Here is a 26806-nt window from a genome sequence, read left to right on the forward strand (position 1 = left end):
TGTTCCTTTCACAGATTTACGCGTAAGCCGTTAGCGGGCGTGTGCATTAGTTGCAGGCGCGCTATAAATAGTTGCACGCGCGCGCTACATGCGCAAGCTGGTAACCTGGAGGCGCAGGAAACGGACAAGGAGAATCACATGGGGATCGCCGACGACGCCGTCGAAATCCGTTCGCAAGGGTGGCGCACGCTCGCAGCACTGCACGGCGCCCTCGACACCGAACTGGAACGCGCGCTCCAGCGTGAGCACAAACTGTCCGTCGTCGAATACACCGTGCTCGACGCACTGAGCCGCCAGGATGGCTGGCACATGCGGATGGCTCAGTTGGCTCGCGCTGCCGCACTGAGCAGCAGCGCCACGACGCGCTTGGTCAATCGACTCGAAGATCGAGGACTATTGACGCGCATCCTGTGCGCCGACGACCGTCGAGGCATCTACACCGAGCTGACGCCGGCCGGCCGCGAGCTTCTCGAAAGCGCACGGCCGACGCACGACGCCACCCTCGAAGCCGCACTCGACGAGGCATGCAAGACACCCGAACTCGCGCCACTGGTGCGCGCCCTCCACGAGCTCCCCGTCGGCTAGAAGTCTGCCGGAAGCAGGGCACGCTCTTTGATGCCCGAGACCACCTGAGCGACAAACACACTCGCATCGACGACCACGCGCCCACCACGCGCGGGGACCAGAACGTCGACGGTGCCGCCGTGCACCTCGTTGTCCCCGATCACCGCGATGTACGGGTCACGGTGAGTGCGTGCCTCGCGGATGCGACGTCCCAACGATCCGTCAGGCGCGATCGCCACTCGAACATCGCGAGCCTCGAGATCGGCCCGCAAACGCTCGGCCTCAACCTGGTGCCGGTCGCCGACGGGCAGAATCGAGACTTGGTTGGGTGCCAGCCACGGCGGCATCCGCCCTTCGAACCTTTCGATCAAAAGCGCAGTCATGCGTTCCATCGACCCGAGCAAGCCCCGATGGATCATGACGGGGCGAACCTTGGATCCGTCCTCAGCGGTGTACTCGAGGTCGAACCGCTCCGGTTGATTGAAGTCGAGTTGCACGGTCGAGAGTGTTTCCTCGCGGCCGTGCGCGTCTCGCACCTGGACGTCGATCTTGGGACCGTAGAACGCTGCCTCCCCCTTCGCTTCCACGTACTCGATCGAGCGTGCATTCAGCGCCCCGCGAAGGTGATCCTCGGCGTCCGCCCACTGCTCGTCGGTGCCGAGGTACTGCCCCTCTCCCCCTCTGATCGAGAGGCGGTACTTCCGTTCGGCAATCCCGAGAGTCGAGTAGCAGCGCTCGATCGCGTCGAGCGCGACGATCACTTCCGCTTGCACTTGTTCACGACTACAGAAGACATGTGCGTCGTCGAGATTGATCTGCCGGACTCGACTCAATCCGCTGAGAACACCGGAGAGTTCGCTACGGAACATCGAGCCGAGTTCACGAACGCGGAAAGGTAGCTCGCGATAACTACGACCGCGAGCGGCGAATACCTGAGCGTGATGAGGACAGTTAGCCGGACGAAGGAGAAATGACTCTCCGCCTATCTTCATTTCGGGAAACATGTCGTCCGAGAACTTGGACCAATGCCCAGATCTCTCGTACAACTCTTTCTTCGCCATAACGGGGGTATAGACACCCCGGCATCCGGATCGCGCTGCTTGTTCGGCGGCGAGCTTTTCGAGTTCGTTCCTGATGATCGCGCCGTCCGGTAACCAGAGTGGGAGGCCGGCCCCGACGGTGGGGGTGGTGGCGAAAAACTCCAGGTCGCGCCCGAGTTCGCGGTGGTCAACGCTCATGAGAGCTCTCCAAATCGTTCAAGGGGAGACGCACACGGAGCGACGAAACAGGAAAGCCCCGGGGCGATAACTCCCGGGGCTGAAAGGGTTCGGTCAGCAGTTGCTAAACGATGCGCCGGAAGAGAACCGGCGTCGTCGTGTTGTGCGCAATACTGACCATGTACGTGAGGTTACATCAACTTCCGACCCACCTACAGCCCGAATTGTCGGGCCTCTATGCTGACGCAACTGGGAAGGCGCAGCAGTAGCCAACGAAACACCCACGAAGAGCGAAGTTTCGGCAATCATGTCCGAACGTGAGGTTCTCGGATATGAGGAGGATGTGCGACGGTGCCGGACCACTTGCTCGAACAGTTGATCACCATTCCTTTGTTCACGGGAATCATCGGGTACATCACCAATTGGTCGGGCGTCCTGATGCTTTTTGCGCCGATCAACTTCCACGGGATCAAAGTGCCCGGCCTCAAACTGCTCTTCCCGTTCCTCCCCCGGCGCGTTCAGGTGATCCCCGCGATCACCAGCGACGGCAGATTCGGTTGGCAAGGCATCGTCCCCTCGCGGGCGGAGAAGATGGCGTCGATCGCCGTCGACAAATCCCTCGCGAAAGTCGGCAGCATCGCCGATTTCTATCGCGTCCTGGACCCGGACAGCATCGCCGAGCACTTGGTGAACATTTCTCGCAGTGAAGTGCGCGGCGTGGTCACCAGAATCATGACGGCCGAGAATCCTCAGCTCTGGCACAACCTTCCGACGTCGGTGAAGGAAGCCGTCTTCCGCAAGGTGGAGGACGATCTGCCGGCCAGCGTGCGCATGATCACCGACCGCATCGAAGAGGACATCGACGAGTTCATCGACGCGAAGCTGATGGTGATCCGCTACCTCTCCTCGCACCCCAAACTGCTCAACGACATCTTCCGCACGATGGGCAACAAAGAGCTCAGGTTCATGCAGAACTTCGGCTTCTACTTCGGGTTCCCGATGGGCTTCGTGCTCGTCGGAATCCTCCATCTGGTTCCGCAGTGGTGGGTGCTTCCCATCGGTGGCGTGATCATCGGGTACATCGTGAACTACCTCGGAATCACGATGATCTTCGAACCGATCACCCCCAGCCGTTGGGTGCCGTGGCGGCAGGGACTGTTCCTGAAACGCCGCACCGAGATCATCGCCGGGTACGCAAAAACCCTCGCCGATCACGTCGTGACGCTCGAGAACATCGGCACCGAACTCCTCGAAGGTCCCCGCTCGGACCGAACGCGGCGGATGCTCGATCAGGTACTGCGCGAATCCGTCGACGACGCAGCCGGCTGGGCAAAGTCGGTGGTCAAGATGACCGTCGGTTCGCAGAGCTACAAGCGTCTGCCTGGACTGGCCACCACCGAAGTGCTCGACCTGTACCCCCGGGTCTTCGAGGATGCGGAGTTCGCCGAGAACCAGTCGGAGAAGATTCGTGTCTTCGTCACCGAACGCATGAGCATCCTTTCACCGGAAGATTTCAGCGAACTACTACGCTCAGCCGTCAAGCAGGACGAGTGGCTGTTGTTCGTACACGGGGCCGTGCTGGGCTCGTTTGCCGGTTTCCTACACCTCGCAATATTCGGAGTATGAGCATGAGTGAGCACGACCATCGCATGATCGTCGAAGCGGAATCGTACGACTGGGCTGCGGACATCGCGCCGGTCGAATCCGTCGAAAAGCGTCTGATCCGTAGCCTTGTCGGGCTTACCGCCACGACGACGCTCACGTCGATCAAGCTGACGGGTTGGGCTTTCGGAACGGCGAAGGAGGCGACGCGGCAGATCGTTCAGGCCGCCGCCGAAGCCGCGGCAGAGGCTGCAGAATCCGCCAACGTGCAATCCGAACGTCGGGCCGAGAACACCAACGGAGACGGCTCGCGGACGGAGAACCTGCGGGCAGCAATGGCAACTCGTACCAATCGCAAGCAGAGCGTGGAGGCCACTCTCGCGGCGCTGCGCGCACGTGGCGACAGGTTGCTGGACCGTTCCGCGGACGTGACCGATCGTGACGATCTGCACCCGGCCTACGACCGGATCCTCGACGAGATCGCACCCGACGAAGCTCGAATTCTTCGGTTGTTGGCCACCTCCGGTGCGCAACCGAGCGTGGACGTACGCACGGCGCGGCCGTTCGGTGTCGGCTCGGAGATGATCGACGAGGGTCTGTCGATGATCGGAGAACTGGCGGGCTGTCGACATCTGGACCGCATCAGCGCGTACCTGAACAACCTGCATCGGCTCGGTTTGGTGGCGTTCTCACGCGAGCCCGTCGAGGCCGACCGGTACCAGGTGGTCGAGGTGCAGCCATCGGTGATCGAGGCGGTCAAGCGCGCCGGCCGATCGAACAAGATAGTGCGTCGTAGCATCCTGTTGACGCCGTTCGGTGACGACTTCTGTCATACCTGTTTTTCTCTGTAGGGCCTCCGGCCCTGTGCGCCTTTTTGGTAGTTACCACTACTAAAAAGGCGCACAGGGGGCTTGCCCCCTACAGCCAGGTATCTTCTGTCGTGGTCGTCAGGAACGCTTCCAGATCGTCACGCCAGGTAGCCGGAACAGTCTTGTCCGGCTCGATGCCCGTGTACTGCCCGCGATAGAAGAGCAGCGGGCGTTCGGTCTTGATCTCACTCATCGACGACACCCGACCGAAGACGACGTAGTGATCGCCGCCGTCGTGGACGGTTTCCACCGTGCAGTCGATGTGTGCAAGGGACTTGTCGATGATCGGCGAGCCCAGAGGCGATGGCGTCCAATCGATGCCCGCGAACTTGTCCGGCTCACGTGACCCGAAACGAGCACACACCGCCTGCTGTTCCTCCGCCAACACGTTGACGGCGAACTTACCGGTCCGCTCGATTGCCGCCCACGACCGAGAACCCTTGGTGGGGCAGAACAACACCAAAGGCGGGTCGAGTGACAGGGCCGCGAAAGACTGACATGCGAACCCGACAGGCTCACCGTCGTCGACTGTCGTGATGATGGTGATGCCCGTGCAGAATTGCCCGAGAACCGTGCGGAACTGGCGTGGATCGATCGCCTGCTCCGCACTCACCGACGCGTCGGGCGAACTCACGGCTTCATTCCCACCGTGAAGTCGTGACCCCACAGGCTCACGGCCGTGCTTTCCCTCGCGATCCAGTTTTCGTCCTCGACCTCTAGCCCCTCACAACCGAATTCGATGTCGAACCCGCCTGGAGTCTTCATGTAGAACGAGAGCATCTCGTCGTTGACGTGGCGACCGAGAGTCGCCGACATCTTGACCTTCTTGCGCAGTGCCCGGTCGAGGCACAGTCCGACGTCGTCGGAGTTCTCCACTTCGAGCATCAGGTGCACGATGCCCGTCGGGTTGGGCAACGGCAGGAACGCCAAGCTGTGGTGACGCGGGTTGCAGCCGAGGAACCTCAGCCACGCCGGGTCGCCGTCCGCGGGCCGGCCGACCATCTGCGGAGGCAGACGCATCGAATCGCGAAGCTTGAATCCGAGTACGTCGCGGTAGAACCGCAGCGAAGCATCGTCATCGTCGGTGGTGAGCACGACGTGGCCGAGCCCCTGCTCACCCGTCACGAACCTGTGCCCGTACGGGCTCACGATCCGGCGGTGTTCGAGAGCAGCTCCGTGGAACACCTCGAGGGAGTTGCCCGAGGTGTCCTCGAACGCGATCATCTCGACGACGCGACGGTCCTTGAGCTGCTCCGCCGTGCCTTCCTTGAACGGAACACCGGCTGCCGACAACCTGTCACGGATATCCTGCAGCTCAGCGGCATTCGCGGTTTCCCAACCCGAGACGAGCAGACGGTCCGTGTCGTTCGGAACGATGACAAGACGCGCCGGGAAGTCGTCCATACGCAGATACAGCGATTCCGCGTCGACGCCCTTGCCCTCGATCATTCCGAGGATCTTGAGTCCGTATTCGCGCCACGCAGCCATGTCGGTGGCCCCGATGCGCATGTACGCCAGAGATCGAATACCCATCATTTACCTCCGTCGAGCAGGAAGTCGGTTGCGAGCCGGTTGAATTCGTCGAACTTCTCGAGCTGCGCCCAGTGACCGCAACCGCCGAAGACGTGGAGCTGCGCGCGCGGGATCATCTTGAGCGCGACCAGTGCGCCGTCGAGAGGGTTGACCCGATCCTCACGGCCCCAGATCAGCAACACACGCTGACGAAGCTTGTACGCCTCGCGCCAGAGCATGCCGAGCTCGAAGTCACCGCTGGAGAAGGACTTACCCATCGCCTTGGCCGCAGCCAGCGACTCGGGAGTGCTGGCGGCAGCAAAACGTTCGTCGACGAGTTCCGGCGTGATCAGCTTCTGATCGAAGACCATGATCCGCAGGAATGCTTCGAGGTTTTCTCGGGTGGGCTGGTAGCTGAACTTTCCGAGGTTCTTGACGCCCTCGGTGGGGTCCGGCGCAAACAGGTTGACACTCAGACCGCCGGGGCCCATCAGAACGAGGCGACCCGCACGGTCCGGGTAGTCGAGCGCAAAGCGAACAGCAGCGCCACCACCGAGCGAATTGCCCAGCAGATCAACGCGACCGGTGATCTCGAGCGTGTCCAGGAGATCGTTGAGCGCCGACGCACTGTGAACGAAGTACTGCGGATGCTCCGTCGGCTTGTCGGACTGCCCGTAACCGGGCTGATCGACCGCGATGACGTGAAAGCTCTTCGCCAACACCGGAATGTTGCGGGCGAAGTTAGACCACGACGACGCGCCTGGGCCACCGCCGTGCAGCAGCACGATGGTCTTGTCGTTTCCGACGCCCGCCTCGTGGAAGTGCAGTTTCAGATCGGGGCGCACTTGCGCGAACCGTGAAGTGGACTCGTAGGTGAGGGCTTCTTCGGTGGTTGTCACTGAGCCTCCTCTAGACCATCGTGTCGGTGATCGGCAGACCGAATTCGCCGGTTCCGAACATGACGTACGCGCGTTCGGGATCGTTGGCGGCGTGGACGCGACCAGCGTGAGCATCGCGCCAGAAACGCTGAATAGGAGTGCCGTTCTGCAGCGCCGTGGCGCCGGAGTTCTCGAAGAGCTTGTCGATCGAGGCGATCGCGCGGCCCGTGGCGCGCACCTGGTCACGTCGAGCGCGCAGCCGCAGTTCCATCGGAACCTCTTCGCCCGCAAGGATCAACGCGTACTCGTCGGCGACGTTGCCGGAGAGCTGACGCCACGCGGCGTCGATGTCGCTGGATGCCTCGGCGATGCGCACCTTGGCAAACGGATCGTCCTTCGACTTCTCGCCGGCGAACGCAGCGCGAACACGCTTGCCCTGGTGCTCGACGTGCGCTTCGTAAGCTCCGTAAGCCATTCCGACGATCGGCGCCGAGATCGTGGTGGGGTGAATGGTTCCCCACGGCATCTTGTAGACCGGCGCGGTGTTGTTCTCGAGGCCCGGGGCGGTCAGTTCGCTCATCGCCCGGAAGCTCAGCACGCGATGCTTGGGAACAAAAACATCCTTGACCACAACGGTATTGGAGCCGGTTCCACGCAGGCCGACCACATTCCACACGTCGTCGATCTGGTAGTCCTCGCGAGGAATCAGGTAGCTCACGAAATCGACCGCGCGGCCGTCTTTGAACACCGGACCACCGAGAACGGCCCAGCTGGCGTGGTCACAACCCGAGGACCACGCCCACGCACCGTTGACCTTGTATCCGCCCTCGACTACTTCACCCATACCCATCGGGGCGTAAGAGGACGAGATGCGAACGTCAGTGTCGTTGCCCCACACGTCTTCCTGCGCCTGCTGAGAGAAGAGGGCGAGGTGCCAGTTGTGTACCCCGATGATCGAGGAGACCCACCCTGTGGAACCACACGCGCTGGCGATCTTCTTGACCGCGGAGTAGAACAGCACCGGATCGGCTTCGTATCCGCCCCACTGCTTCGGCTGCAGCAAGCGGAAGAAGCCTGTTTCCTGGAGAGCCTTGATGGACTCGTCGGGGATACGACGCAGATCCTCGGTCTCCTGTGCGCGCTCGCGCAGTGCCGGCAGTAGTGCGTCGAGCCTCTGCATCACCTCGTGGCTGTCATGGTTACCCACTTCGACGCTCCCGTCTTCCTCGATCGGTTGGTTCACTTACACTTGAGACTAGAACACGTTCTCTTTTCTGTCGAGACGCTGACAAAGGTCCCGTTTGTGGCCGCAATGCTGTAACAAGTGCCCCCAAAATCTGGCGGAACCGGATCGAGTTCTATAACGTGTTCTACTAACAGCTAGAAGGGATGTGAGGTCACAATGGCGCAGATTCGCGAGATCGACGTCGGAACGGTGCAAACTCGTTTCGCCCGCGGTTGGCACTGCCTGGGTCTACTGAAGACCTTCAAGGACGGCAAACCGCACGCGATCGAGGCTTTCGGTACGAAGCTCGTGGTGTTCGCCGACAGCAAGGGCGACATCAAAGTTCTCGACGGATACTGCCGTCATATGGGTGGTGACCTCACACAAGGCGAGGTCAAGGGCGATTCCATCGCCTGCCCCTTCCACGACTGGCGCTGGGGCGGCAACGGCAAGTGCACCGGCATTCCTTATGCCCGCCGCGTGCCTCCGCTCGCACGCACCCGCGCGTGGACGACCCTCGAGCAGAACGGTCAGCTCTTCGTCTGGAACGACCCCGAGGGCAATCCGCCGCCCGAAGAGATCGTGATTCCTCGTATCGAGGGCGCGTACAGCGACGAATGGACCGACTGGACCTGGAACTCCATGGTCATCGAGGGGTCCAACTGCCGCGAGATCATCGACAACGTGGTCGACATGGCGCACTTCTACTACATCCACTACGCCTTCCCGACGTACTTCAAGAACGTCTTCGAAGGTGAGATCGCCACTCAGTACCTCAACACCACGGGCCGTCCCGACATCGGAATGGCCTCCCAGTACGGCGGCGACACGCTGCTTCGCTCCGAAGCTGCGTATTACGGACCGTCGTACATGGTCAATCCCCTGTGGAACAGCTACAGCGGATACGAGGTCGAGAGTGTTCTGATCAACTGCCACTACCCGATCAGCCCGGACTCGTTCGTGCTGCAGTGGGGCGTGACGGTGAAGAAGCCGACGGGTGTCTCCGACGAGATGGCCGACAAGTTGGCCGGCAAGTTCACCGAGGGCATCAGCGAGGGATTCCTGCAGGACGTCGCGATCTGGAAGAACAAGACCAAGATCGAGAATCCCCTTCTCTGCGAAGAAGACGGCCCCGTCTACCAGCTACGACGCTGGTACGAGCAGTTCTACGTGGACAAGGCCGACGTCACCGAGAAGATGACGCAGCGCTTCGAGTTCGAGGTGGACACCACCAAGGCAAACGAAGCCTGGCACGCCGAGGTCGAGGAAAACCTCGCACGCCAGAAGGCCGAGAAGGAAGCTGCAACAGAAGCGGCAAAGAAGGAAGCAGAGGTCTAGTCGTGAGCGCCTCGATCGGAACCGACGCACGGTGGGCTCGTTGGGCCAAGGCACCGGACTTTGCCGGGCAAACGGAACGGCTCGAGGCGATCGCGGCCCAGACGATCGAGGACAAGCACGAATACCTCGACTCGGGTCTGCAGGAAGTCGACTGCAAGGCATGCGGCGCGTGTGTACTGGTTCGCAAGAACACGTACAAACACACCAGCGTGCAGTGGACTTCCGACCCGGCGCTGCGTTGCCACACCTTCAAAGAGGCAATTGCTTCCGGGCAGTCGACGGCATTGAAAGACGGATGCCCGAAACTGCACGACAGCATCGCCGACGCGGTTAGGGACGGCACCATCACGGTGCGTGATCCCGAGGTCAGCTGACCTGATTGTGCAGAACGAGGGCCGACCCACCACGGGTCGGCCCTCGTTTTACGTTCCAGCGCCTGCGCGTCCGTCAGGCAGGCGGTCGCACCTTTCGTGCAGCCACCGCGTAGACGTCGCTCGACGTGGTGAGAGAGTTCTTTCCGCTGGCCGCCGGCACTCCCCCGCGTAGATTCACGGCCCAGTTGAGCGCACCCAGCGGTCCACACCCGCTGGCTCCCGGCGCCGCAAACACCGCATCCGAATGTGGGACTGCCGGGAACACTGCACCGGGGAACTCACCGATAGGTTCCGACGGAGGGTTTCCGGTTGTGGTCAGGTGAAGGTTGATCGGATTCGAAACCGAACCGATGTAGCAATCGTCACCGAGCAAGGGATTAGACAGTTTCAATCGAACAGGCATGGTGAGTTCCTGCTCGAGAACCTTCAGATCCGGGACTCCCACCGATTCCACCGTCGCGCTGATCTGAGTCAGTCCCAGCGGAGTATCGATCCCGAGAGCACCTCCGGGTACCGAAATCGGATTGGAATAGACCCCGTTGGACCCGTCCTGCTTGGCGACGAACGTCTCGACGAAACTGTTGTCCGGCTGGGTCGCGTATTTCACTCCGCCCGCAACCTTGAGGCTTCCGTCCGGGATCGGCACCGAAAGTGCGCCCAATTTCATGGTCCCTCCGCGAACTACGACGCTGGCGCACGTCGTCACCTCGAGATCCTCGATCGGGCACGTGCCCCAACCGTCGAAGGTCAACGGATCAACCGCTGCCGCACCGGAGGAACCGAGCGATCCGCTGCCGGAAGACCCTGACGATGATTCGTCGGCAATTGCCACACCTGCACCGGCCATGACAAATGTTGCAACTAGCGCGACTGTCGACATCACTCGAGATTTGTTGCGGCTCTTCATCTTCGAATTCCTCCACCGTTGACGGAAATTCACGAGAGCCACCCCCTGCGGATCGCACCTCGATCTACGCCCGGCACGCTACCGAGAAGTGAGACGCGGATTCACACATAACGACGATATTTCCCACCAAAGAACTACGGCGATCACGCTCGATCGAACTTCCGTCCTAGCCCGGAAACCGTATCGATCCTGTCGGCTCAGTTCGGTTCGACTGTGCCCGAACCGATGACCTGATCGAGGAACGGCCCGAACATCTCCCCCAGGTTCTCGGCGATCTGATCGGGGGTACCGAAAGACAACGTCACGTGACTGATCGCCAGACGCACTATCGTGCTGCCGAACATCTCGGCATGGATGCGGTCGACGTTCGCCCAACTGGTCATGAAGATCTCGGCCAACCTCGCGCTCGCATGTTCGAGCAGCGGAGTCCCGTCAGTGGTGACCAAACTCAGCAGGTCGTGCTGCGGCCGGGGACCGACAATGCTGACCACCATCGGATCCCGGGCACCGGCGTCGAAGAAGGCACGAAATGCAGCCGAGACCGCGCCACGCGGATCCGAATGATGCAGCGTTACTTCGCGTTCCACTTCTTCGAGAAACTCGTCAACGAAACGGATGAGGTATCCGGACGCCAATCCCTGGCGGGACGTGAACTCCTTGTACAACGTCTGCCGGCTCATACCCGCAGCTTCCGCGATATGCGCCATCGTGATGTCGTTCCACGATTTCTCGGTCAAGAGTTCGCGTGTGGCGTCGAGCGCTGACGCACGGAGGAGTTGACGAGCTGCCTCGTGGTACGGGACACGGGCACGAGCGGTGGACATATCGGGAAGATTTCCATCGCCCGTGCTCGGTGTCAAAACGGTGGACACGCAAGCCACAGAAGTCACGAGTGCACTCAGAGCACCGGTGAGGCGACAAGACCCGCCGCAAGTTCGGTCAGATCCCTGTTTGTATCGGCGAGTACGTCGGCGCTGATGTCCGGGGAGCGTTCGATAAGGGTTCGGACGGCACGAATGTCCTTCGGCCGGCCCACGCTCACAGCACCGACGATATTTCCCTCGCGCATGCAGATCGCAGTGAAGTCATAGGAGTCCAAGTCTCCTCGAACAATCACGGTGTCGTCCGCGCCTGGCCAACCCGCTACTTGAATGTTGCGGCCGAATTGGTTCGACCAACTCCAAGGGACGGATTCGAAGGGTTCTTCCTTCCCGACGATGGTCTTGGCAACTGCAACTGCGTGGTCCTGCGCAGTGTTCCAGTGCTCACCACGGTGCATGCCGCCGAGAAAACCGTTGGGCACGCTGGCCACATCGCCGATCGCGTACATATCAACGACGGAGGTCCGGAGGTATCGGTCTACCGTAATCCCGTTGTCCACCGCAATACCCGCAGCAGCAGCCACATCGGTATCGGGCAAGGATCCGATTGCGACGACGGCCAACTCCGCTGTCCACTCGCGTCCGTCACGCGCACGTGCGGTGACGCCGTCGGCACCCGTCGTGAGCGTCTCGAGGTCGACTCCCGTCTGCAAGGCGACGCCCGCCGAGGCGTGCAGCGCGGCGATCTTCTCCGCTATCGACGGTGGAAGCAGCCTGGACAGGGGCACCGGTTGCGCTTCGAGAACCTGCACACTGCAACCCAAGTCGCGTGCCGTTGACGCCACCTCCGATCCGATCAAGCCACCGCCGATCACCAATAGCGAGGATCCTTCGATCAGCTGGGATTGCAAGCGTCGCATGTCTGCGATATCTCGAAGATAGTGAACGCGCTCGGAATCTTCCGCGGCCAACCGTCGGGACCGTCCACCCGTGGCAAGAATCAGAACGTCGTAGTCGATGCTGTCACCGTCGGCTAAAAGTACTGTGCGGGAATCTGTGTCGATACTCGTGACAGTTGCGCCGATCCGAAGATCGATACCCTGCTCGTTCCAGAAAGTCGACGGCCGCAACCGAACCCGATCGAACGACGCTTTCCCGGACAGTAGCTCCTTCGACAGCGCCGGGCGGCGGTACGGCTCCTCAGGTTCGCTGCCGATCAGGATGATGCTGCCGCCGAACCCTTCCTTGCGCAGGGCCTGCGCGGCACCGGAACCGGCGATGCCCGTGCCCACGATCACGACGGTGCGTGTGTCGGGCTCGCTGACCGCTGTCATCAGCGGTCCACCTCCACCATTTCGAAATCGACTTTGGCGGCACCACAATCAGGGCAGGACCAGTCTTCGGGAATCTCGTCCCAGCGAGTACCCGGCTCGATACCGTCGTCGGGCCAGCCGATCGCTTCGTCGTATTCGAACCCGCACTGGAGGCAGCGGAACAATTTGTAAGCAGTGGCAGTCTCGGACATCGGTTTTCCTTTCACCGGTGGGTATTTCGATCAGGATTGCGTGACGAGGGTGAAGTCGACCTTCTCGCGGACGCCGCAGTCGGGGCAGCACCAGTCGTCCGGAATACTCGACCACGGCGTGCCGGGCGGAAAGCCTTCTCGCGCAGCGCCTGTCGATTCGGTGTACGTGTAGTCGCAGATCGGGCAGATGTAGGCGTTCATGCGTTCACCCCGTAGGCTGCGAGGATCTTGGCCCGCTTCTTCGGCGCGATGTTGACCTGGGTGATGTCACCTCGGTAGTGCTCGAGAACGCGGTGGTCCATCACCTTGCGCCACAGGGGCGGGACTGTTGCGAGCATGATCATGCTGGCGTAGCCGCTCGGGAGCTGAGGGGCCTCTTCCATACTGCGAAGCGCTTGGTAGCGCCGTGTCGGATTCGCATGATGATCGCTGTGCCGCTGCAAGTGATAAAGGAAGACGTTGGTGCAGATGCGATCACTGTTCCAGCTGTGCGCCGGCGTGCATCGCTCGTACCGTCCGCTTGCGGTTTTCTGACGTAGGAGTCCGTAGTGCTCAAGGTAGTTGATCGCTTCGAGCAGCGAAAACCCGATGAACGCCTGGATCACGAGGTACGGCGCGATGCCGATCCCGAACACTGCAAGCGCGACACCGAACAGAACAACCGACATGAGCCAGGCGTTGAGCACGTCGTTCTTGATGCTCCAGTGCGTGGTGCCCAAACGCTCGAAGCGCGTCTTCTCGAGATGCCACGCCGACTTCAATCCCCCGCCGACGCTGCGCGGCCAGAAACCGTAGAGGGTCTCACCGAAGCGCGAGGTCGCCGGATCTTCCGGAGTCGACACTCGCACATGGTGGCCACGGTTGTGCTCGAGGTAGAAGTGACCGTAAGCACTCTGTGCGAGAACGATTTTGGACAACCAGCGCTCGACGCTCTCCTTCTTGTGCCCGAGTTCATGGGCTGTGTTGATGCCGATTCCGGCCGTCACACCGATCGTCACTGCGAGTCCGATATTGGAGAGAACGCTCAAATCCCAACGCGCCCAGATGTAGCAGGACAGGAAGAAGGCCGTGTACTGCAGCGGCAGATAGGCGTAGGTGCACCACCGGTAGAAGCGGTCGTTCTCGAGTTCGTCGATCACCTCGTCGGGCGGATTCTTCCCGTCCTCACCCGCCAGGATGTCGATGACGGGAATGAGAGCAAACGCGATCAGTGGGCCGGTCCACCAGAAGACATTCCATCCGGTGGCGGTAACAAGCCCCACGGCGATGAAAGTTGCCGATGACGGAATCAGCGCCAGCAGCCACAAGTAGCGTTTCCGGTCTCTCCAAGTTGCGAGCCGACCATCTGGCTCGGTGTACACCAACGCCGCCATCGAATTCTCCAGTTCTCGTTCGGATCAGTGAGTGCGTCCTGCGCGGTAATCCGCGACACGAACAACATCTATGTATAGAGAGTGGACAAATGATGGCGTTTTGTCAACGATTTTTGAGGTAAAAGTTTTACAAACACGCAGATTTGTACATCACTAGGATGTGGCGGCAGATCAGCGTTCAAGGAATCGAGGGCGCAAAAGTGCGCCGAAAGGCGCTCGCGCCTCAGGCGGAACGTAGGCCGCCTCGCCATGCCGGGAATACAGGTGGTCGTCCTCGTATCGCGGAAATACGTGGACGTGGTGGTGCCAGACGTCCTGGTTGCCCGCCGGTTCGTTGTGCTGCCGGGTCGAGACGCCGTCGCAGCCGTAGGCTTCACGAATTGCAACAGCCACGGCCTGAACCAGGTCGAAAACCGAGTGCCCGACGCTCGTGGGCAAAGTGTAGAGATTCTCGAAGTGCTCGATCGGCGACACAAGTACGTGGCCGGGGTTGCCCGGCCACCACTTCGGGGAAATCCGAGCGATTGCGTGGTCGGTTCGAGCAACCAGGTCGGTCGACGCGTTGTGCTCGTCGAACTCGCCCAGCGCGAAGCGACAGAACGGGCACCGGTACCCCGGCGGCTCATGATGCAACTCGCCTGCCTTCACGTCGCGATCTTCCCACGACCTCAACGTCTGCGACCCGTGTGGAAAGCCCCAAAATGCCCGATCTGCGCGAATTTCCCCAAAACAAAAGTTCGCGTACCCATACTTAAATGACCGACTGTCCCCGACGTGAGTGGGTCCTCATGGATACCGACGTATTGGTAGCGGGCGCCGGCCCGATCGGATTGACCACCGCGATCGAGCTGCGCAGACGCGGTATCTCCTGTCGAATAGTCGACCCCCTCGACGAACCGCGGCAATACGCGAAAGCAGTCGGGATTCAGCCACGCACTCTCGAACTCTTCGAGAACATGGGGGTGCTCCGCCAGGCACTCGACGCCTCGACATTGATGCGCGGTCAGATCATGTACACGAACGGCGTCGAGGTCGGCCGCGTCGACCTCACCCTCCCCGACGACGTTCCTTACTGGTTTCTCTGCCTGCCTCAGTACTCGACGGAGCGCATCCTCACCGAGCGCCTCACCGAGTTGGGAACAACCGTCGAACGCGGAGTCGGCCTCACTGCATTCGAACAGTCCGACGACGCCGTCACCTGCACCCTCAGCGACGGCAGCACTGTGACAGCCCGGTACCTGGTGGGTTCCGACGGCGCGCACAGCGTGGTCCGCAAAGGGCTGGGCCTGAGCTTCGAGGGCGGCGCGTTTGCCGAGAGCTACATGCTCGGCGACGTCGAAGTCGACTGGTCGATACCCAGCGGCTACTCCGTCCGCGCCAACCACACCGCCGACGACGGAACCACCGACGACCTACTCGTCTGCATCCCACTTCCCGGACACAAGCGGTACCGCATGTCGATGCTCGTTCCGGACGAGTTGATGCCGGACGAATCGTCGAACAAAGCCGCTGTACAACACGGTTTTTCAACCGGAAAGACACCTGAACTCCATCACATCCAGGCTGTGCTCGACAGACTGTCCCCAGAACCGACAACCGCCTCGATGCTGCGATGGTCCTCGGTCTTCCGCATCAGCCACCGCATCGTCGACGCTTACAGCCGCGGACGGGTTTTTGTCGCCGGCGACGCCGCGCACATCCATCCCCCGACTGGCGCGCAGGGCATGAACACCGGGATCCAGGACGCCCACAATCTTGCGTGGAAGATAGCGCTCGCCGTCAAAGGTGTTGCGAAAGCGGATCTTCTCGAGACCTACGACGCCGAAAGGCGGCCGGTCGGTGAAGAAGTCGTCGGGATGACGGTCCGAAATGCTCGAGAAGGAATCGGTTCGGGAGAGTCCTCCATCGACACGGCAATGCGGCGCCAGGCTCAATTGTTGATCGACTACTCGGAGAGTCCGCTGAACACCGGGCGTAATTCTTCGAGTCCACACGTTCAACCGGGCGAGCGTGCACCCGATGCACGCGGAATGCGCCGAGACGGTGTGCAGTATCCAATTCGGTTGTTCGACTTGCTGTCCGGAGTCGACCACACGTTACTGCTGACTTCGGACGGATCCGCGGAGAGCATCAACAGCTTGGAGAAGGTCGCCGACGCCGCAATTCGATCAGCGCACGGCTTGCTGGACGTCTACGCGATAGTGCCACCGGGAACCGTGACCGTCGACTCGCTGGTGCCGATCATCGAGGACAACGCCTCGCAACTGTGCGCCGCGTATGGGGTCGAAGGTACGGCGGCGCTGGTCATTCGCCCCGACGGCTACCTCGGATTCCGTGGTCACCCGGAGAACGTTTCCGACTACTTCACGAAAGTATTTGCCGTCAATCAGGAATGAGCGAAGCGAACATCAACCGAATCTCGGGCGAGAGCTTCATCAACTCGACGTATCCACCCAACGGCCCGGCATCGAGGTAGGAGAACTCCATGCCGACGCCCTCTACCCGACCTTGTTGCACCACCGACATTCCGCGACGCTCGGCCTCGAGCAACGTCGCCTCGTAATCGCCTGGAACCCAAGCCATGTGATGAACTCCGACGCCGTGAGTCTCCAGGAACTCCGTGTACAGGTTGCGTCCGGACACTGGTTGGATCAACTCGAGCTGTTGGCTGCCCGCATATCCGATCGACACGTGAACGACATAGTCCGCGGGCTCACCTCGATACGTTGTGGTCTCGGGACCAAAGGCGATGTCTGGCATACGTAGCCATCGCTCCACTCCCCACTGCCGAGTGAACTCCTGTTCGGCGGCCTCGATCTCCTCGACCACCCAGCAGATCTGGAAGATCGGTCCCGAGACCAACGGGGTCATGCCATTTTTCCGTTGTCCACCGAGTAGACGGCCCCGTGTATCGCCGCGGCGTCGTCGGAGGCAACGAAAGCCACCATCTTCGCAACGTCCTCGGCTTCCATCAAGCCACGCGGCGAGGCAACCTTCATGACGAGGTCGAAGTCGACTCCGTCGGGGAAGGTGAATCCGGTAACTTGAGGAGTCATCATGCCGCCGGGGCAGATTGCGTTGACACGCAGAGACTTTCCGGTGAACTCCATCGCCATCGCTCGGGTCAGTCCGATGAGTCCGTGCTTGGCAGCACAGTATCCAGCCGAGTACGCCTGCCCTTCCAGCCCCGCGATCGAGGAGACGTTGACGATGTTGCCGCCCCGTTCCAGCAAGTGCGGCAGTGCTGCTCGGGAAAGGAAGAACGGTCCGTTCAGATTGACCGCAAGGTCATGTGCCCATTCGGAATCCGCAATATCCGCCGTATGACGAAGCGAGTGCGATCCCGCCACGTTGACGAGGATGTCGATACCACCGAGTTCGTCGACGCACGCCTGCACGGCCGCATCACACTGAGCGGAATCCGAGACGTCCGTCGCCGCGAAACGACGCTCTCCATCCGCGCCAACCACCTCGACCATCGACTGTCGCAGCTTTTCCTTGTCGCGGGCGATACCGAAAACCTGTGCGCCCCTGCGGTGGAGAATCTCGGTGACGGCGCGCCCCAACCCTGAGGACGCGCCGGTCACCAAGGCCACTTTTCCGGCCAGTACGTCTGCCATGACCTAGGAAGCCGCTGCTTCGCGCTGGAGTTCCAGCGCGATGTCGATCAACTGATCTTCCTGTCCGCCGACCAACTTGCGCTTACCTGCGCGCACCAACAGCTCCGCGGACGACACTCCGTACCGCTCGGCCTGACGCTCGGCATGCTTGAGGAAGCTCGAGTACACGCCGGCGTAGCCCATCATCAGTGCTTGACGATCGAGCAGGCATTCCTGCGGCATTGCCGGGCGCACAACATCTTCGGCTGCATCGGCGATGGCGAAGAAGTCGATACCGGTCTTGACGCCGATCTTGTCGCAAACACCGACGAAGGCCTCGACCGGGGCGTTGCCGGCGCCGGCACCGAACCGACGGGTACTACCGTCGATCTGCTTGGCTCCCGCACGAACTGCCGCAATGGAATTGGCGACGCCCAGGCCCAGGTTCTCATGTCCGTGGAAGCCGACCTGAGCGTCGTTGCCGAGTTCCTGAACCAGCGCCTCGACGCGATCGGATACCTGCTCGAGCACAAGTGCGCCGGCGGAGTCGACCACGTACACACACTGGCAACCCGCGTCGGCCATGATGCGAGCCTGCTTGGCCAGCTTCTCCGGCGGAATCGAGTGAGCCATCATGAGGAATCCGACTGTTTCGAGTCCACGCTCACGCGCGAGGCCGAAGTGCTGGATGGATACGTCTGCCTCGGTGCAGTGAGTTGCGATGCGGCAGATAGACGCACCGTTGTCCTGTGCGATGACGATGTCGTCCTTGATGCCCAATCCGGGCAGCATTAGGAAGGCGATCTTCGCGTTGGTCGCCGTCTCGACTGCAGCTTTGATCAGTTCCTGCTCGGGAGTCTTCGAGAAGCCGTAATTGAAGGAGGACCCGCCGAGGCCGTCGCCGTGAGTGACCTCGATGACCGGCACTCCGGCTCCGTCGAGGGCACCGACGATGGCTCGTACTTCGTCGACGGTGAACTGATGACGCTTGTGGTGGGAGCCGTCGCGCAGCGATGTGTCGGTGACGCGGATGTCCCAGCTCGAATCGAAATGAATCATGTCGCTCATGCCTTCACACTCAGAAGCTTCTGGGCGATTTCCTCGCCCACCTTGGTGGCTGCTGCCGTCATGATGTCGAGGTTGCCCGCGTACGGCGGCAGGAAATCGCCTGCGCCTTCGACCTCGACGAACGTGGTGACCGTTGCATAGCCACCGGAAACGACGCTCGGTTCGTCGAACTGCGGTTCGTTGAGCAACCGGTAGCCGGGCACGTACTGCTGGATGTCCTTGACGACGCGGTGAATGGAGTCGGTGATCGCGGCCTGATCGGCGTCTTCGGGGATAGCGCAGAAGATTGTGTCGCGCATGATCATCGGCGGGTCCGCGGGGTTGAGGATGATGATCGCCTTGCCGCGCTGTGCGCCGCCGATGGTCTCGATACCGCGGCTGGTGGTCTTGGTGAACTCATCGATGTTCGCGCGAGTTCCCGGGCCGGCGGACAACGATGCAACCGAGGCGACGATCTCGGCGTACGCCACGTCGACGACACGTGATACCGCGTAGACGATCGGAATGGTTGCCTGCCCACCGCAGGTGATCATGTTGACGTTGGGTGCGTCCAGGTGCTCACGCAGGTTCGCGGGCGGAACCACAGCCGGGCCGACCGCGGCCGGCGTCAGGTCGATGGCACGGATACCGGCGGCCTCGTAGCGTGGTGCTGCCTCGCGGTGCACGTATGCCGACGTCGCCTCGAAGACCAGGTCCGGTTTCTCCGCCTGGCTGAGCAACCAGTCGACGCCCTCGGCGGAGGTCTCGAGTCCCATCTTGCGGGCGCGCGCCAATCCTTCACTCTCGGGATCGATTCCGATCATCCATCGCGGTTCGAGCCACTCGGAATGCTGCAGTTTGTACAACAGATCGGTACTGATGTTTCCCGATCCGACGATCGCCACACTTGCCTTGGTCATGACTACTCCTACGTGAACTGAAGAGAGACGGAACCGAGGCCGCTGAACTCGGCTCGGAAGTTGTCGCCTGGATGAGCGTCGATCGCTCGCGTGCACGAACCCGGCAGAACGATGTCGCCGGCCTTGAGCCGAACTCCGAACGTGTCGACCTTCTGCACCAACCACGCGACAGCGGTGACCGGGTTACCGAGAACCGCATCGCTGCGCCCCTCCGCAATCCGCTCCCCGTTGCAGGTCAGCACCGCGTCGATGGCCTTGATGTCGATGTCCGACGGGCGAACTCGTTCCTTGCCGAGGATGAACCCGGCGGAGGACGCGTTGTCCGCGATGGTGTCCGAGAGGCCGATCTTCCAGTCCTTGATCCGGCTGTCGATCAACTCGATGGACGGCGCATAGGCGACAGTAGCGTCGATGACGTCTTGTTCGGTGCACCCGGCGCCCGGCAGATCTGCTCCCAGAATGAAGGCGACCTCCACCTCGACGCGCGGGAAGCAGAAGCGCGACGTGTCGACCGGACGGTTCTCGAACTCTTCCATCTCGGCGAGCAGGTGACCGTAATCTGGCTCGTCTACGCCCATCATCTGCTGCATCGCCAGTGACGAGAGTCCGACCTTGTGTCCGACCACCTTTGCGCCACCGGCAACACGACGCCGGATGTTGATGAGCTGGATCTCGTAGGCGTCGACGACGTCGATGTCCGGATACGTGGCGATCAGCGGGCTGATCGGAGCGCGATCCCGTTCCGCCGAATCAAGATGGTCGGCAAGTTCGCCGCGGATCTGCGTCGAGAGCATCGTTCAGGCCTTTCCGACTGTGGAGAATGCGGCTGCGTGCTGACCGGCTCGTCGTCCGGAGAATACGCAGTCGGCGAGCGACAAGCCGCTCACATACGAGTTGGAACAGATACCGACCGCGGTACGGCCGGCGGCGTACAGACCAGGGATACCCTCCCCGGCCTCGTTTTTCACCATGCCGGACGATTCGTCGACCACCAATCCACCGAGCGTGAGCATCGGGCACGGATTCATCATGTTGGGCTTGATCGAGACGTCGTACATCGTGAACGGCGCAGACAGTATCGGCCTGACGAAGTCCGACGGTTTACCCATCGGATCAGGTTGTCCGGCAGCGGCAGCGGAGTTGTGCGCGTCGACGGTGGCTTGAAGGCCGGCGACGTCTATCCCCGCTTTGCGGGCGACCTCGGCAATGGTGTTGCCACGCAATGCAGTACGCATCATTCCGGTGGTCTGTACCCGCTGGAACCACATCGACTGGTCACTTATCTGCGATTTCGCTTCGCGAACGAGTTCGGAATCTGCCAGCAGCCAACCGATTCCGCTGCTCTTCTCCGCCATCGCCTGACCGAGAGCGGCACCGTAACGGGACTCGTCGACGATTCGCGCACCGGATTCACCCACCAAAATGGAACCGAGAAAAGCACTCGGCGGGACGATGAATCGCCAGGCGGACACATTGCCGAGCTTGTCGGTGGCTCCCCCGGCTTCGACACCGAGGTTGATGCCTTTGCCATCGTCCCCGGAGGTGCCGAGCGGGATACCGCCCTTGTAGGCGGGAGCATGGGTACGCATCATCTCGCGATTGGACACGAAGCCGCCGGCGCTGAGGATCACGCCGCCGCGTGCCTGGATACGAATCCGCTTGGCGTGCTTCTTCTCGATCTTCGCGATCAGTGCGTCGAGAATCGTGCGCAACTGCGGTGCGTAGACGCCGGGCTTGGAGGACAAGGACCCGAGCGTCGCGTGACGGCGACGAACTCCGGCGGGTGCGTCACGCAGCGTCAGTGCTTCGACACCGATCACCCGGCCGTCCTCGATGATCAGCCGGTCCGCTCGCGTCTGGCCGAGCAACTGGACGCCCTTCGCCTCCGCGGACTTCGCGAGCGGGCCGTACAGCATCTTTCCCGACGTGCCACGCCCCTTGGCGCGATGACCACGCGGAGCAGGTTTTGCGATGTCACGGAACCCGCCGGCCGATTCGCTACCCGAGAAGTAGAGGTAGTGCTTGTTGCTCGGGTACGACGTCTTGTACGGACAGAGTGAGGCCTCGAACGGCACGCCGTGACTGCGCAGCCAGTCGATCGACGCCGGGCTCTCGTCGACGAACCGGCGCAGAGTCTGCGGCGTCACCGCGTCACCGACCTCGCGGTTCAGGTAGGCGAGCATGGCTTCGGGACTGTCCTCGACACCGGCTTCCTTTTGAATCACGGTGCCGCCGCCGGCGTAGTAGATTCCTCCGGAAATCGTGCTGGCACCACCACCGAGTGCTCGGTCGATTGCCAAAACCGACGAACCGGCCGCTACAGCTTCGAGCGCCGCACTGGCGCCCGCCACACCGAACCCGACCACAAGGACGTCAACCGAAGTATCCCAGGTCACACCGCACCATCCTCAATCTCACTGCAACGTGTTTCGTTATCAATGACAACGTCCGGAAATACTTCCTGGCAGAAAGCATGGACTGACACCCCCATCATTCTATAACGTGTTCTACATGAGCAAGCAGGAATACGACATCGTCGTCGTCGGCAGTGGTGCCGCAGGTATGACAGCGGCCTTGACCGCAGCCCACCAGGGCTTGAGTGTGGTCATCGTGGAGAAAGCCGCCCACTACGGCGGATCGACCGCCCGTTCCGGTGGTGGGGTCTGGATCCCCAACAACGAGGCACTTCAAGCGGACGGTGTCACCGATACACCGGAGGCCGCACGTTCCTACCTGCACAGCATCATCGGCGACGTTGTCGCTCCCGAACGCATCGACACCTATCTCGAGCGCGGTCCCGAGATGCTCTCGTTCGTGTTGAAGAACAGCCCGCTCGAGCTGCAGTGGGTTCCCGGCTACTCCGACTACTACCCGGAAGCACCCGGCGGACGCCTCGGTGGCCGCAGTGTCGAGCCCACCCCGTTCGACGGCAACAAGTTGGGCGCCGACCGCAAGAACCTCGAGCCCGACTACGTCAAGGCCCCCAAGAACTTCGTCATCACCCAGGCCGACTACAAGTGGCTCAACCTGCTGATGCGCAATCCTCGCGGACCCCTGCGCGCCATGAAGGTCGGCATGCGATTCCTCGCAGCGAAGGCCACCAAGAAGGATCTGCTGGTTCGCGGCCAGGCACTGGTCGCCGGTATTCGACTCGGACTTCAGTCCGCCGGAGTACCCATCCTGCTGAACACCCCGCTGACCTCCCTGTACACCGAAGACGGCGCAGTTCGCGGCGTCAACGTCATCGTCGACGGCGAGGAGCAGGTCATCCGCGCTCGCCACGGAGTCGTGTTGGGATCCGGCGGATTCGAGCACAACAAGGAAATGCGTGAGAAGTACCAGCGCGCACCTATCGGCACCGAATGGACCGTCGGCGCGAAGGCAAACACCGGCGACGGTATCCGCGCAGGCCAAGAAGTGGGCGCTGCAGTCGATTTCATGGACGACGTCTGGTGGGGCCCGTCCATTCCGCTGACCGGCGGACCGTGGTTCGCTCTCTCCGAGCGCACCCTCCCGGGCTGCATGATGGTCAACATGTCGGGCAAGCGCTTCGGCAACGAGGCGGCTCCGTACGTCGAGGCAACCCATGCGATGTACGGCGGTGAGTACGGTCAGGGCGAGGGCCCCGGCGAGAACATCCCGACGTGGATGATTCTCGATCAGCGCTACCGCAACCGCTACACGTTTGCCGGTATCACTCCCCGCTCCCCCTTCCCCGGCCGCTGGCTCAAGGCCGGCATCGTGGTCAAGGCGGGAACCATCGCCGAATTGGCAGAGAAGACAGGGCTTCCCGTCGCATCGCTGACCGAAACCGTCGATCGGTTCAACGGCTTCGCGCGCAACGGCAAGGACGAGGACTTCGGACGCGGTGACAGTGGTTACGACGCGTACTACGGCGATCCCCGACTGAAGAACCCCAGCCTCGCCGAAATCAGCAAGGCTCCGTTCTACGCCATCAAGATGGTTCCGGGTGACCTCGGCACCAAGGGCGGAATCTGCACCGACGTCAACGGCCGAGCATTACGCGAAGACGGAAGCGTCATCGACGGCCTCTACGCGGCTGGCAACGCGAGCGCTCCGGTCATGGGCCACACCTACGCCGGACCAGGCGCGACCATCGGTCCCGCAATGACTTTCGGTTACTTGGCCGTACTCGACATCGTCGAGCGTGCGAAGAAGGCCGAGACAACCGAAGCACCTGCAGCTGAAAAGACGGCGGTCGACCATGCCAATTGATCCGAAGATCGCACTCGGCGCCGAGCTTGCGCCACAAGAGTTCTCGTGGACCCCGTCGGACGTGCAGCACTACCACTTGGCACTGGGGGCAGGTGCTCGTCCGCTTGATCCGAACGAGCTTCGGTACCTCGACGACGAAAAGCCTCAGGTACTACCCACCTTTGCCACCGTCGCCGCCAACTTCCACGCCACCGAAGCACCGAAGGTGTCGTTCCCCGGCGTCGAAATCGATCTGGCGAAGGTGGTGCACGGAAGCCAGGAAGTGACTGTCCATCAGCCGATCCCGGCAAGTGGAAGTGGCCGCACCACAACTCGAATCGCCGAGATCTGGGACAAGGGCAAGGCCGCGGTGATCGTGCAGGAATCCGTCACGGTTGACGCCGAGGGCAACCCGCTGTGGACAGCTCGCTCGTCCATTTTCGCCCGCGGCGAGGGTGGTTTCGGGGGTGAACGTGGTCCGTCGGAGTCGATTACGCTTCCGGATCGCGAAGCAGATGAGACAGTGGTGACGCCTGTGCTTCCACAGCAGGCTTTGCTGTACCGGATGTGTGGTGATCGGAATCCGTTGCACTCGGATCCGCAATTCGCCTCCGCGGCAGGCTTTCCAGCGCCTATCCTGCATGGACTGTGTACTTACGGAATGGTCTGCAAGACCGCAGTGGATACCATGCTCGACGGCGACAGCAGTCGGGTAGCCGGATTTCGGGCCCGCTTTGCCGGGGTCGTATTTCCCGGCGAGAACTTGAGTATCCAGATCTGGAAAGACAATGGGCGACTCCTGATCTCAGCTTCTGTACTGGAGCGCGAAGCTCCTGCCCTGGCTGACGTAGTTCTCACTCTTGTCTGATACCAACCTGTCTGATACCCACCTGTTAGAACTCACCGTAGTTCTCGAACCCGATGGAGTAGCCCGAAGATGACGGCACAAGACGAAAAGTTCCGACTGTCCCGACGAGGTTTCATGGCCGCTGGAGCCGGCGCCGTGGCAGCGACCGCATTCGCCGGCTGGACGCCGGCCTACGCCGTCCCCGCCGGCTCTTCCGGCTCCGCGGGCGGTCCCGTGTCCACCCTCACACCGCCGCCTGCCTTCCCCGAAGGCATCGCGCTGTACCAGCAGGCATATCAGAACTGGTCCAAAGAGATCATGCTCGACGCGATCTGGACCTGTTCGCCCAAGACGCCCGAAGACGTAGTCCGCCTCGCGAACTGGGGCCATGCCAACGGCTACACCATTCGTCCCCGCGGTGCCATGCACGGCTGGACGCCGCTGACCATCGTCAACGGTGCGCCGGTCGACAAGGTCATCCTCGCCGACACCACGGTCCACCTCACCGGCGTCTCCGTCAACGCCGGTGGCAGCCCAGCCACCGTCACCGCAGGACCCGGCGCGACCCTCGACGCCATCACCACCGCACTGCAGGCACAGGGCCTCGGGTTCGCGAACCTGCCGGCGCCGGGTGTGTTGACCATTGCCGGCTGCCTCGCCGTCGACGCTCACGGCGCAGCGCTCCCCGCCGAAGGCGAAGCACACGTTCCCGGACAGACTTTCGGCTCACTCTCCAACCTCGTCACCTCCCTGACCGCAGTGGTCTGGAACGGCAGCGAGTACGCACTGAAGACGTACGCGCGTAGCGACGCGGCGATCAAGCCGCTGCTGACTCACCTCGGACGCACCTTCCTCACCTCCGTCACCTTGCAGGCCGCCCCCAATTACCGCATGCGCTGCGTCAGCCACACCGACATCGGTTGGCAGGAACTCTTCGGCGCCCGCGGAGCGTCCGGACGCACGTTCGAGAAGTTCGTCCGCGAAAACGGTCGCGCAGAAGCAATCTGGTACCCCTTCACCGAACGCCCGTGGATGAAGGTGTGGTCACTTGCCCCCACCAAGCCGCCGTTCTCGCGTGAGGTGACCGGACCGTACAACTACATCTTCTCCGACAACCTCCCGGAGCCGGTCACCGACATGATCGGCCAGATCAACTCCGGAAACCCGGGCATCGCACCGGCATTCGGGCAGATCATGTACGCCACCACCGTTGCCGGACTCGCCGCGACGTTCTCCAACGACCTGTGGGGATGGTCCAAGGACGTCCAGTTCTACATCCGGGCCACCACCCTGCGCCTGACCGAGGGCGGCGGAGCCGTCATCACCTCGCGCGCCAACATCGGCCAGGTCATCCACGACTTCACCCAGTGGTTCAACGGCCGCATGGAGTACTACCGCTCCATCGGACAGTTCCCCCTCAACGGCCCCGTCGAAATCCGTTGCTGCGGCCTCGATCAACCATCCGAGGTCGAGGTCGACTCGGCAGGCGCCCCCACCATCTCGGCCATGCGCCCTCGCCCCGACCATCCGGAATGGGACACCGCCATCTGGCTCAACGTCCTCGGCGTCCCCGGAACCCCCGGCATGTTCGCGTTCTACCGCGAAATGGAACAGTGGATGCGTAATCACTACAACAACAACGACGCCACCTTCCGCCCCGAGTGGTCCAAAGGCTGGGCGTTCGGCCCCGACAAGCCGTACACCGACACCCCGATCATCACCCAGGGCCTCCCCCAGACCTACCGCGACGGCGTCCCATCGAGCGACAACTGGGACACCGCCAACGCCGCATTCAACGCGTTGGATCCGCACAAGGTCTTCAGCAACACCTTCCTGGACCAGTTGCTGCCTTGAGGTTCAAGTACTGAGCGCACACTCTGACAACTCGACGGTCGTCGCCACTCCCTTTACTTTCGGGAGTGCGGCGGCCGTCGTGCGTTGCAGTGAGCGGGATGAAGGAGTCCCCCCGCATC

27 protein-coding genes are annotated in these 26806 nt (G+C 61.9%); 9 read left to right on the forward strand and 18 right to left on the reverse strand.

Translation table 11 applies throughout. The features are described 5' to 3' along the window. Window positions 1-138 precede the first annotated feature (138 nt). Window positions 139-585 (forward strand): MarR family winged helix-turn-helix transcriptional regulator, encoded by a 447-nt coding sequence (locus PCS43_RS05395; protein WP_003945852.1) that lies wholly within the window; start codon window positions 139-141, stop codon window positions 583-585. On the opposite strand, the gene thrS is transcribed toward PCS43_RS05395, so the two are convergent. After that, window positions 582-1802 (reverse strand): threonine--tRNA ligase, encoded by a 1221-nt coding sequence (gene thrS, locus PCS43_RS05400; protein WP_064112426.1) that lies wholly within the window; start codon window positions 1800-1802, stop codon window positions 582-584. The genes PCS43_RS05395 and thrS overlap by 4 nt on opposite strands. 330 nt (window positions 1803-2132) lie before the next feature. Between thrS and PCS43_RS05405 the strand changes: the two genes are divergently transcribed. After that, window positions 2133-3407, forward strand: coding sequence for a DUF445 domain-containing protein (locus PCS43_RS05405; RefSeq protein ID WP_007734105.1), 1275 nt, complete (start codon window positions 2133-2135; stop codon window positions 3405-3407). Between the two features lie 2 nt (window positions 3408-3409). Next, window positions 3410-4234, forward strand: a complete 825-nt coding sequence (locus tag PCS43_RS05410) for an Abi-alpha family protein (RefSeq protein WP_007734103.1) — start codon at window positions 3410-3412, stop codon at window positions 4232-4234. A 67-nt stretch (window positions 4235-4301) separates the two neighbouring features. Here PCS43_RS05410 and hsaB read toward each other — a convergent pair whose 3' ends face one another. Genes hsaB through hsaA form a run of 4 tightly spaced genes read right to left on the reverse strand, consistent with a single transcriptional unit; the run spans window position 4302 to window position 7849 of the window. After that, window positions 4302-4886 carry a 3-hydroxy-9,10-secoandrosta-1,3,5(10)-triene-9,17-dione monooxygenase reductase subunit gene (gene hsaB / locus PCS43_RS05415; RefSeq protein ID WP_003945677.1) on the reverse strand — a complete coding sequence of 195 codons (585 nt, stop codon included), beginning with the start codon at window positions 4884-4886 and terminating at the stop codon, window positions 4302-4304. Then, window positions 4883-5785: an iron-dependent extradiol dioxygenase HsaC gene (gene hsaC / locus PCS43_RS05420; protein ID WP_003945585.1), complete on the reverse strand. Its 903-nt coding sequence runs from the start codon at window positions 5783-5785 to the stop codon at window positions 4883-4885. Before hsaC ends, hsaB begins: the two co-directional genes overlap by 4 nt. Beyond that, window positions 5785-6663, reverse strand: coding sequence for a 4,5:9,10-diseco-3-hydroxy-5,9,17-trioxoandrosta-1(10),2-diene-4-oate hydrolase (gene hsaD / locus PCS43_RS05425; protein ID WP_003945808.1), 879 nt, complete (start codon window positions 6661-6663; stop codon window positions 5785-5787). The genes hsaC and hsaD overlap by 1 nt, the downstream gene beginning before the upstream one ends. Window positions 6664-6673: 10 nt before the next feature. After that, window positions 6674-7849, reverse strand: a complete 1176-nt coding sequence (gene hsaA / locus PCS43_RS05430) for a 3-hydroxy-9,10-secoandrosta-1,3,5(10)-triene-9,17-dione monooxygenase oxygenase subunit (protein WP_039973406.1) — start codon at window positions 7847-7849, stop codon at window positions 6674-6676. A 195-nt stretch (window positions 7850-8044) separates the two neighbouring features. On the opposite strand from hsaA, the gene PCS43_RS05435 reads away from it, so the two are divergent. Together PCS43_RS05435 and PCS43_RS05440 are read left to right on the forward strand one after the other, a co-directional pair. Continuing rightward, window positions 8045-9205, forward strand: coding sequence for a Rieske 2Fe-2S domain-containing protein (locus PCS43_RS05435; RefSeq protein ID WP_209911342.1), 1161 nt, complete (start codon window positions 8045-8047; stop codon window positions 9203-9205). Window positions 9206-9207: 2 nt separating this feature from the next. Further along, complete coding sequence (locus PCS43_RS05440) at window positions 9208-9579, forward strand: hypothetical protein (protein WP_007734099.1); 372 nt, start codon at window positions 9208-9210, stop codon at window positions 9577-9579. A 73-nt stretch (window positions 9580-9652) separates the two neighbouring features. Here PCS43_RS05440 and PCS43_RS05445 read toward each other — a convergent pair whose 3' ends face one another. The 7 genes from PCS43_RS05445 to PCS43_RS05475 all read right to left on the reverse strand — a co-directional run bounded on the left by PCS43_RS05445 (window position 9653) and on the right by PCS43_RS05475 (window position 14853). Continuing rightward, the gene (locus PCS43_RS05445) at window positions 9653-10486 is read right to left on the reverse strand and encodes a hypothetical protein (RefSeq protein WP_007734098.1); all 834 of its coding nucleotides are present in this window, start codon (window positions 10484-10486) and stop codon (window positions 9653-9655) included. A 197-nt stretch (window positions 10487-10683) separates the two neighbouring features. Next, window positions 10684-11310: a TetR/AcrR family transcriptional regulator gene (locus PCS43_RS05450; RefSeq protein ID WP_007734097.1), complete on the reverse strand. Its 627-nt coding sequence runs from the start codon at window positions 11308-11310 to the stop codon at window positions 10684-10686. A gap of 74 nt (window positions 11311-11384) precedes the next feature. Next, window positions 11385-12641: an NAD(P)/FAD-dependent oxidoreductase gene (locus PCS43_RS05455; protein WP_209911339.1), complete on the reverse strand. Its 1257-nt coding sequence runs from the start codon at window positions 12639-12641 to the stop codon at window positions 11385-11387. Continuing rightward, the gene (locus tag PCS43_RS05460; protein ID WP_007734094.1) at window positions 12641-12832 is read right to left on the reverse strand and encodes a rubredoxin; all 192 of its coding nucleotides are present in this window, start codon (window positions 12830-12832) and stop codon (window positions 12641-12643) included. Before PCS43_RS05460 ends, PCS43_RS05455 begins: the two co-directional genes overlap by 1 nt. A 30-nt stretch (window positions 12833-12862) precedes the next feature. Then, window positions 12863-13033 carry a rubredoxin gene (locus PCS43_RS05465; protein ID WP_007734092.1) on the reverse strand — a complete coding sequence of 57 codons (171 nt, stop codon included), beginning with the start codon at window positions 13031-13033 and terminating at the stop codon, window positions 12863-12865. Further along, window positions 13030-14205, reverse strand: coding sequence for an alkane 1-monooxygenase (locus tag PCS43_RS05470; RefSeq protein ID WP_003945652.1), 1176 nt, complete (start codon window positions 14203-14205; stop codon window positions 13030-13032). Before PCS43_RS05470 ends, PCS43_RS05465 begins: the two co-directional genes overlap by 4 nt. A gap of 171 nt (window positions 14206-14376) precedes the next feature. Beyond that, on the reverse strand, window positions 14377-14853 hold the full coding sequence (locus PCS43_RS05475) for an HIT family protein (protein WP_054826824.1): 477 nt from the start codon (window positions 14851-14853) through the stop codon (window positions 14377-14379). Window positions 14854-14993: 140 nt separating this feature from the next. On the opposite strand from PCS43_RS05475, the gene PCS43_RS05480 reads away from it, so the two are divergent. Beyond that, window positions 14994-16601 (forward strand): FAD-dependent monooxygenase, encoded by a 1608-nt coding sequence (locus tag PCS43_RS05480; protein ID WP_136471578.1) that lies wholly within the window; start codon window positions 14994-14996, stop codon window positions 16599-16601. On the opposite strand, the gene PCS43_RS05485 is transcribed toward PCS43_RS05480, so the two are convergent. Genes PCS43_RS05485 through PCS43_RS05510 form a run of 6 tightly spaced genes read right to left on the reverse strand, consistent with a single transcriptional unit; the run spans window position 16588 to window position 22167 of the window. Next, window positions 16588-17076 carry a VOC family protein gene (locus PCS43_RS05485; RefSeq protein ID WP_070160499.1) on the reverse strand — a complete coding sequence of 163 codons (489 nt, stop codon included), beginning with the start codon at window positions 17074-17076 and terminating at the stop codon, window positions 16588-16590. The genes PCS43_RS05480 and PCS43_RS05485 overlap by 14 nt on opposite strands. Then, window positions 17073-17825, reverse strand: coding sequence for an SDR family NAD(P)-dependent oxidoreductase (locus tag PCS43_RS05490; protein ID WP_075832130.1), 753 nt, complete (start codon window positions 17823-17825; stop codon window positions 17073-17075). The genes PCS43_RS05485 and PCS43_RS05490 overlap by 4 nt, the downstream gene beginning before the upstream one ends. 3 nt (window positions 17826-17828) lie before the next feature. Beyond that, window positions 17829-18872, reverse strand: coding sequence for a 4-hydroxy-2-oxovalerate aldolase (dmpG, locus tag PCS43_RS05495; RefSeq protein ID WP_007734084.1), 1044 nt, complete (start codon window positions 18870-18872; stop codon window positions 17829-17831). Further along, a complete protein-coding gene (locus PCS43_RS05500) occupies window positions 18869-19771 on the reverse strand; it encodes an acetaldehyde dehydrogenase (acetylating) (RefSeq protein WP_081557347.1) in 903 nt (300 codons plus the stop codon). The genes dmpG and PCS43_RS05500 overlap by 4 nt, the downstream gene beginning before the upstream one ends. 8 nt (window positions 19772-19779) lie before the next feature. Further along, the gene (locus PCS43_RS05505) at window positions 19780-20565 is read right to left on the reverse strand and encodes a 2-keto-4-pentenoate hydratase (RefSeq protein WP_209911334.1); all 786 of its coding nucleotides are present in this window, start codon (window positions 20563-20565) and stop codon (window positions 19780-19782) included. A gap of 3 nt (window positions 20566-20568) precedes the next feature. Further along, window positions 20569-22167 (reverse strand): FAD-binding protein, encoded by a 1599-nt coding sequence (locus tag PCS43_RS05510; protein ID WP_064443102.1) that lies wholly within the window; start codon window positions 22165-22167, stop codon window positions 20569-20571. Window positions 22168-22282: 115 nt separating this feature from the next. Between PCS43_RS05510 and kstD the strand changes: the two genes are divergently transcribed. From kstD to PCS43_RS05525, 3 genes are all read left to right on the forward strand, one after another. Continuing rightward, complete coding sequence (gene kstD / locus PCS43_RS05515) at window positions 22283-24007, forward strand: 3-oxosteroid 1-dehydrogenase (protein WP_270923000.1); 1725 nt, start codon at window positions 22283-22285, stop codon at window positions 24005-24007. Beyond that, window positions 23997-24854: a MaoC/PaaZ C-terminal domain-containing protein gene (locus tag PCS43_RS05520; protein ID WP_042449393.1), complete on the forward strand. Its 858-nt coding sequence runs from the start codon at window positions 23997-23999 to the stop codon at window positions 24852-24854. Before kstD ends, PCS43_RS05520 begins: the two co-directional genes overlap by 11 nt. Window positions 24855-24923: 69 nt before the next feature. Continuing rightward, window positions 24924-26687, forward strand: a complete 1764-nt coding sequence (locus PCS43_RS05525; RefSeq protein WP_042449392.1) for a cholesterol oxidase substrate-binding domain-containing protein — start codon at window positions 24924-24926, stop codon at window positions 26685-26687. Window positions 26688-26806: the final 119 nt, after the last annotated feature.

This window comes from Rhodococcus sp. C-2, from assembly GCF_027854095.1.
Classification (GTDB): domain Bacteria; phylum Actinomycetota; class Actinomycetes; order Mycobacteriales; family Mycobacteriaceae; genus Rhodococcus_F; species Rhodococcus_F qingshengii.

Coding starts and splice junctions, on each gene's coding strand:
- PCS43_RS05395 (WP_003945852.1), top strand. CDS start 139: ATGGGGATCGCCGACGACGCCGTCGAAATCCGTTCGCAAGGGTGGCGC.
- thrS (WP_064112426.1), bottom strand. CDS start 1,802: ATGAGCGTTGACCACCGCGAACTCGGGCGCGACCTGGAGTTTTTCGCC.
- PCS43_RS05410 (WP_007734103.1), top strand. CDS start 3,410: ATGAGTGAGCACGACCATCGCATGATCGTCGAAGCGGAATCGTACGAC.
- hsaC (WP_003945585.1), bottom strand. CDS start 5,785: ATGGGTATTCGATCTCTGGCGTACATGCGCATCGGGGCCACCGACATG.
- PCS43_RS05435 (WP_209911342.1), top strand. CDS start 8,045: ATGGCGCAGATTCGCGAGATCGACGTCGGAACGGTGCAAACTCGTTTC.
- PCS43_RS05445 (WP_007734098.1), bottom strand. CDS start 10,486: ATGAAGAGCCGCAACAAATCTCGAGTGATGTCGACAGTCGCGCTAGTT.
- PCS43_RS05450 (WP_007734097.1), bottom strand. CDS start 11,310: ATGTCCACCGCTCGTGCCCGTGTCCCGTACCACGAGGCAGCTCGTCAA.
- PCS43_RS05455 (WP_209911339.1), bottom strand. CDS start 12,641: ATGACAGCGGTCAGCGAGCCCGACACACGCACCGTCGTGATCGTGGGC.
- PCS43_RS05460 (WP_007734094.1), bottom strand. CDS start 12,832: ATGTCCGAGACTGCCACTGCTTACAAATTGTTCCGCTGCCTCCAGTGC.
- PCS43_RS05465 (WP_007734092.1), bottom strand. CDS start 13,033: ATGAACGCCTACATCTGCCCGATCTGCGACTACACGTACACCGAATCG.
- PCS43_RS05470 (WP_003945652.1), bottom strand. CDS start 14,205: ATGGCGGCGTTGGTGTACACCGAGCCAGATGGTCGGCTCGCAACTTGG.
- PCS43_RS05480 (WP_136471578.1), top strand. CDS start 14,994: ATGGATACCGACGTATTGGTAGCGGGCGCCGGCCCGATCGGATTGACC.
- PCS43_RS05485 (WP_070160499.1), bottom strand. CDS start 17,076: ATGACCCCGTTGGTCTCGGGACCGATCTTCCAGATCTGCTGGGTGGTC.
- PCS43_RS05490 (WP_075832130.1), bottom strand. CDS start 17,825: ATGGCAGACGTACTGGCCGGAAAAGTGGCCTTGGTGACCGGCGCGTCC.
- dmpG (WP_007734084.1), bottom strand. CDS start 18,872: ATGAGCGACATGATTCATTTCGATTCGAGCTGGGACATCCGCGTCACC.
- PCS43_RS05500 (WP_081557347.1), bottom strand. CDS start 19,771: ATGACCAAGGCAAGTGTGGCGATCGTCGGATCGGGAAACATCAGTACC.
- PCS43_RS05505 (WP_209911334.1), bottom strand. CDS start 20,565: ATGCTCTCGACGCAGATCCGCGGCGAACTTGCCGACCATCTTGATTCG.
- kstD (WP_270923000.1), top strand. CDS start 22,283: ATGAGCAAGCAGGAATACGACATCGTCGTCGTCGGCAGTGGTGCCGCA.
- PCS43_RS05520 (WP_042449393.1), top strand. CDS start 23,997: ATGCCAATTGATCCGAAGATCGCACTCGGCGCCGAGCTTGCGCCACAA.
- PCS43_RS05525 (WP_042449392.1), top strand. CDS start 24,924: ATGACGGCACAAGACGAAAAGTTCCGACTGTCCCGACGAGGTTTCATG.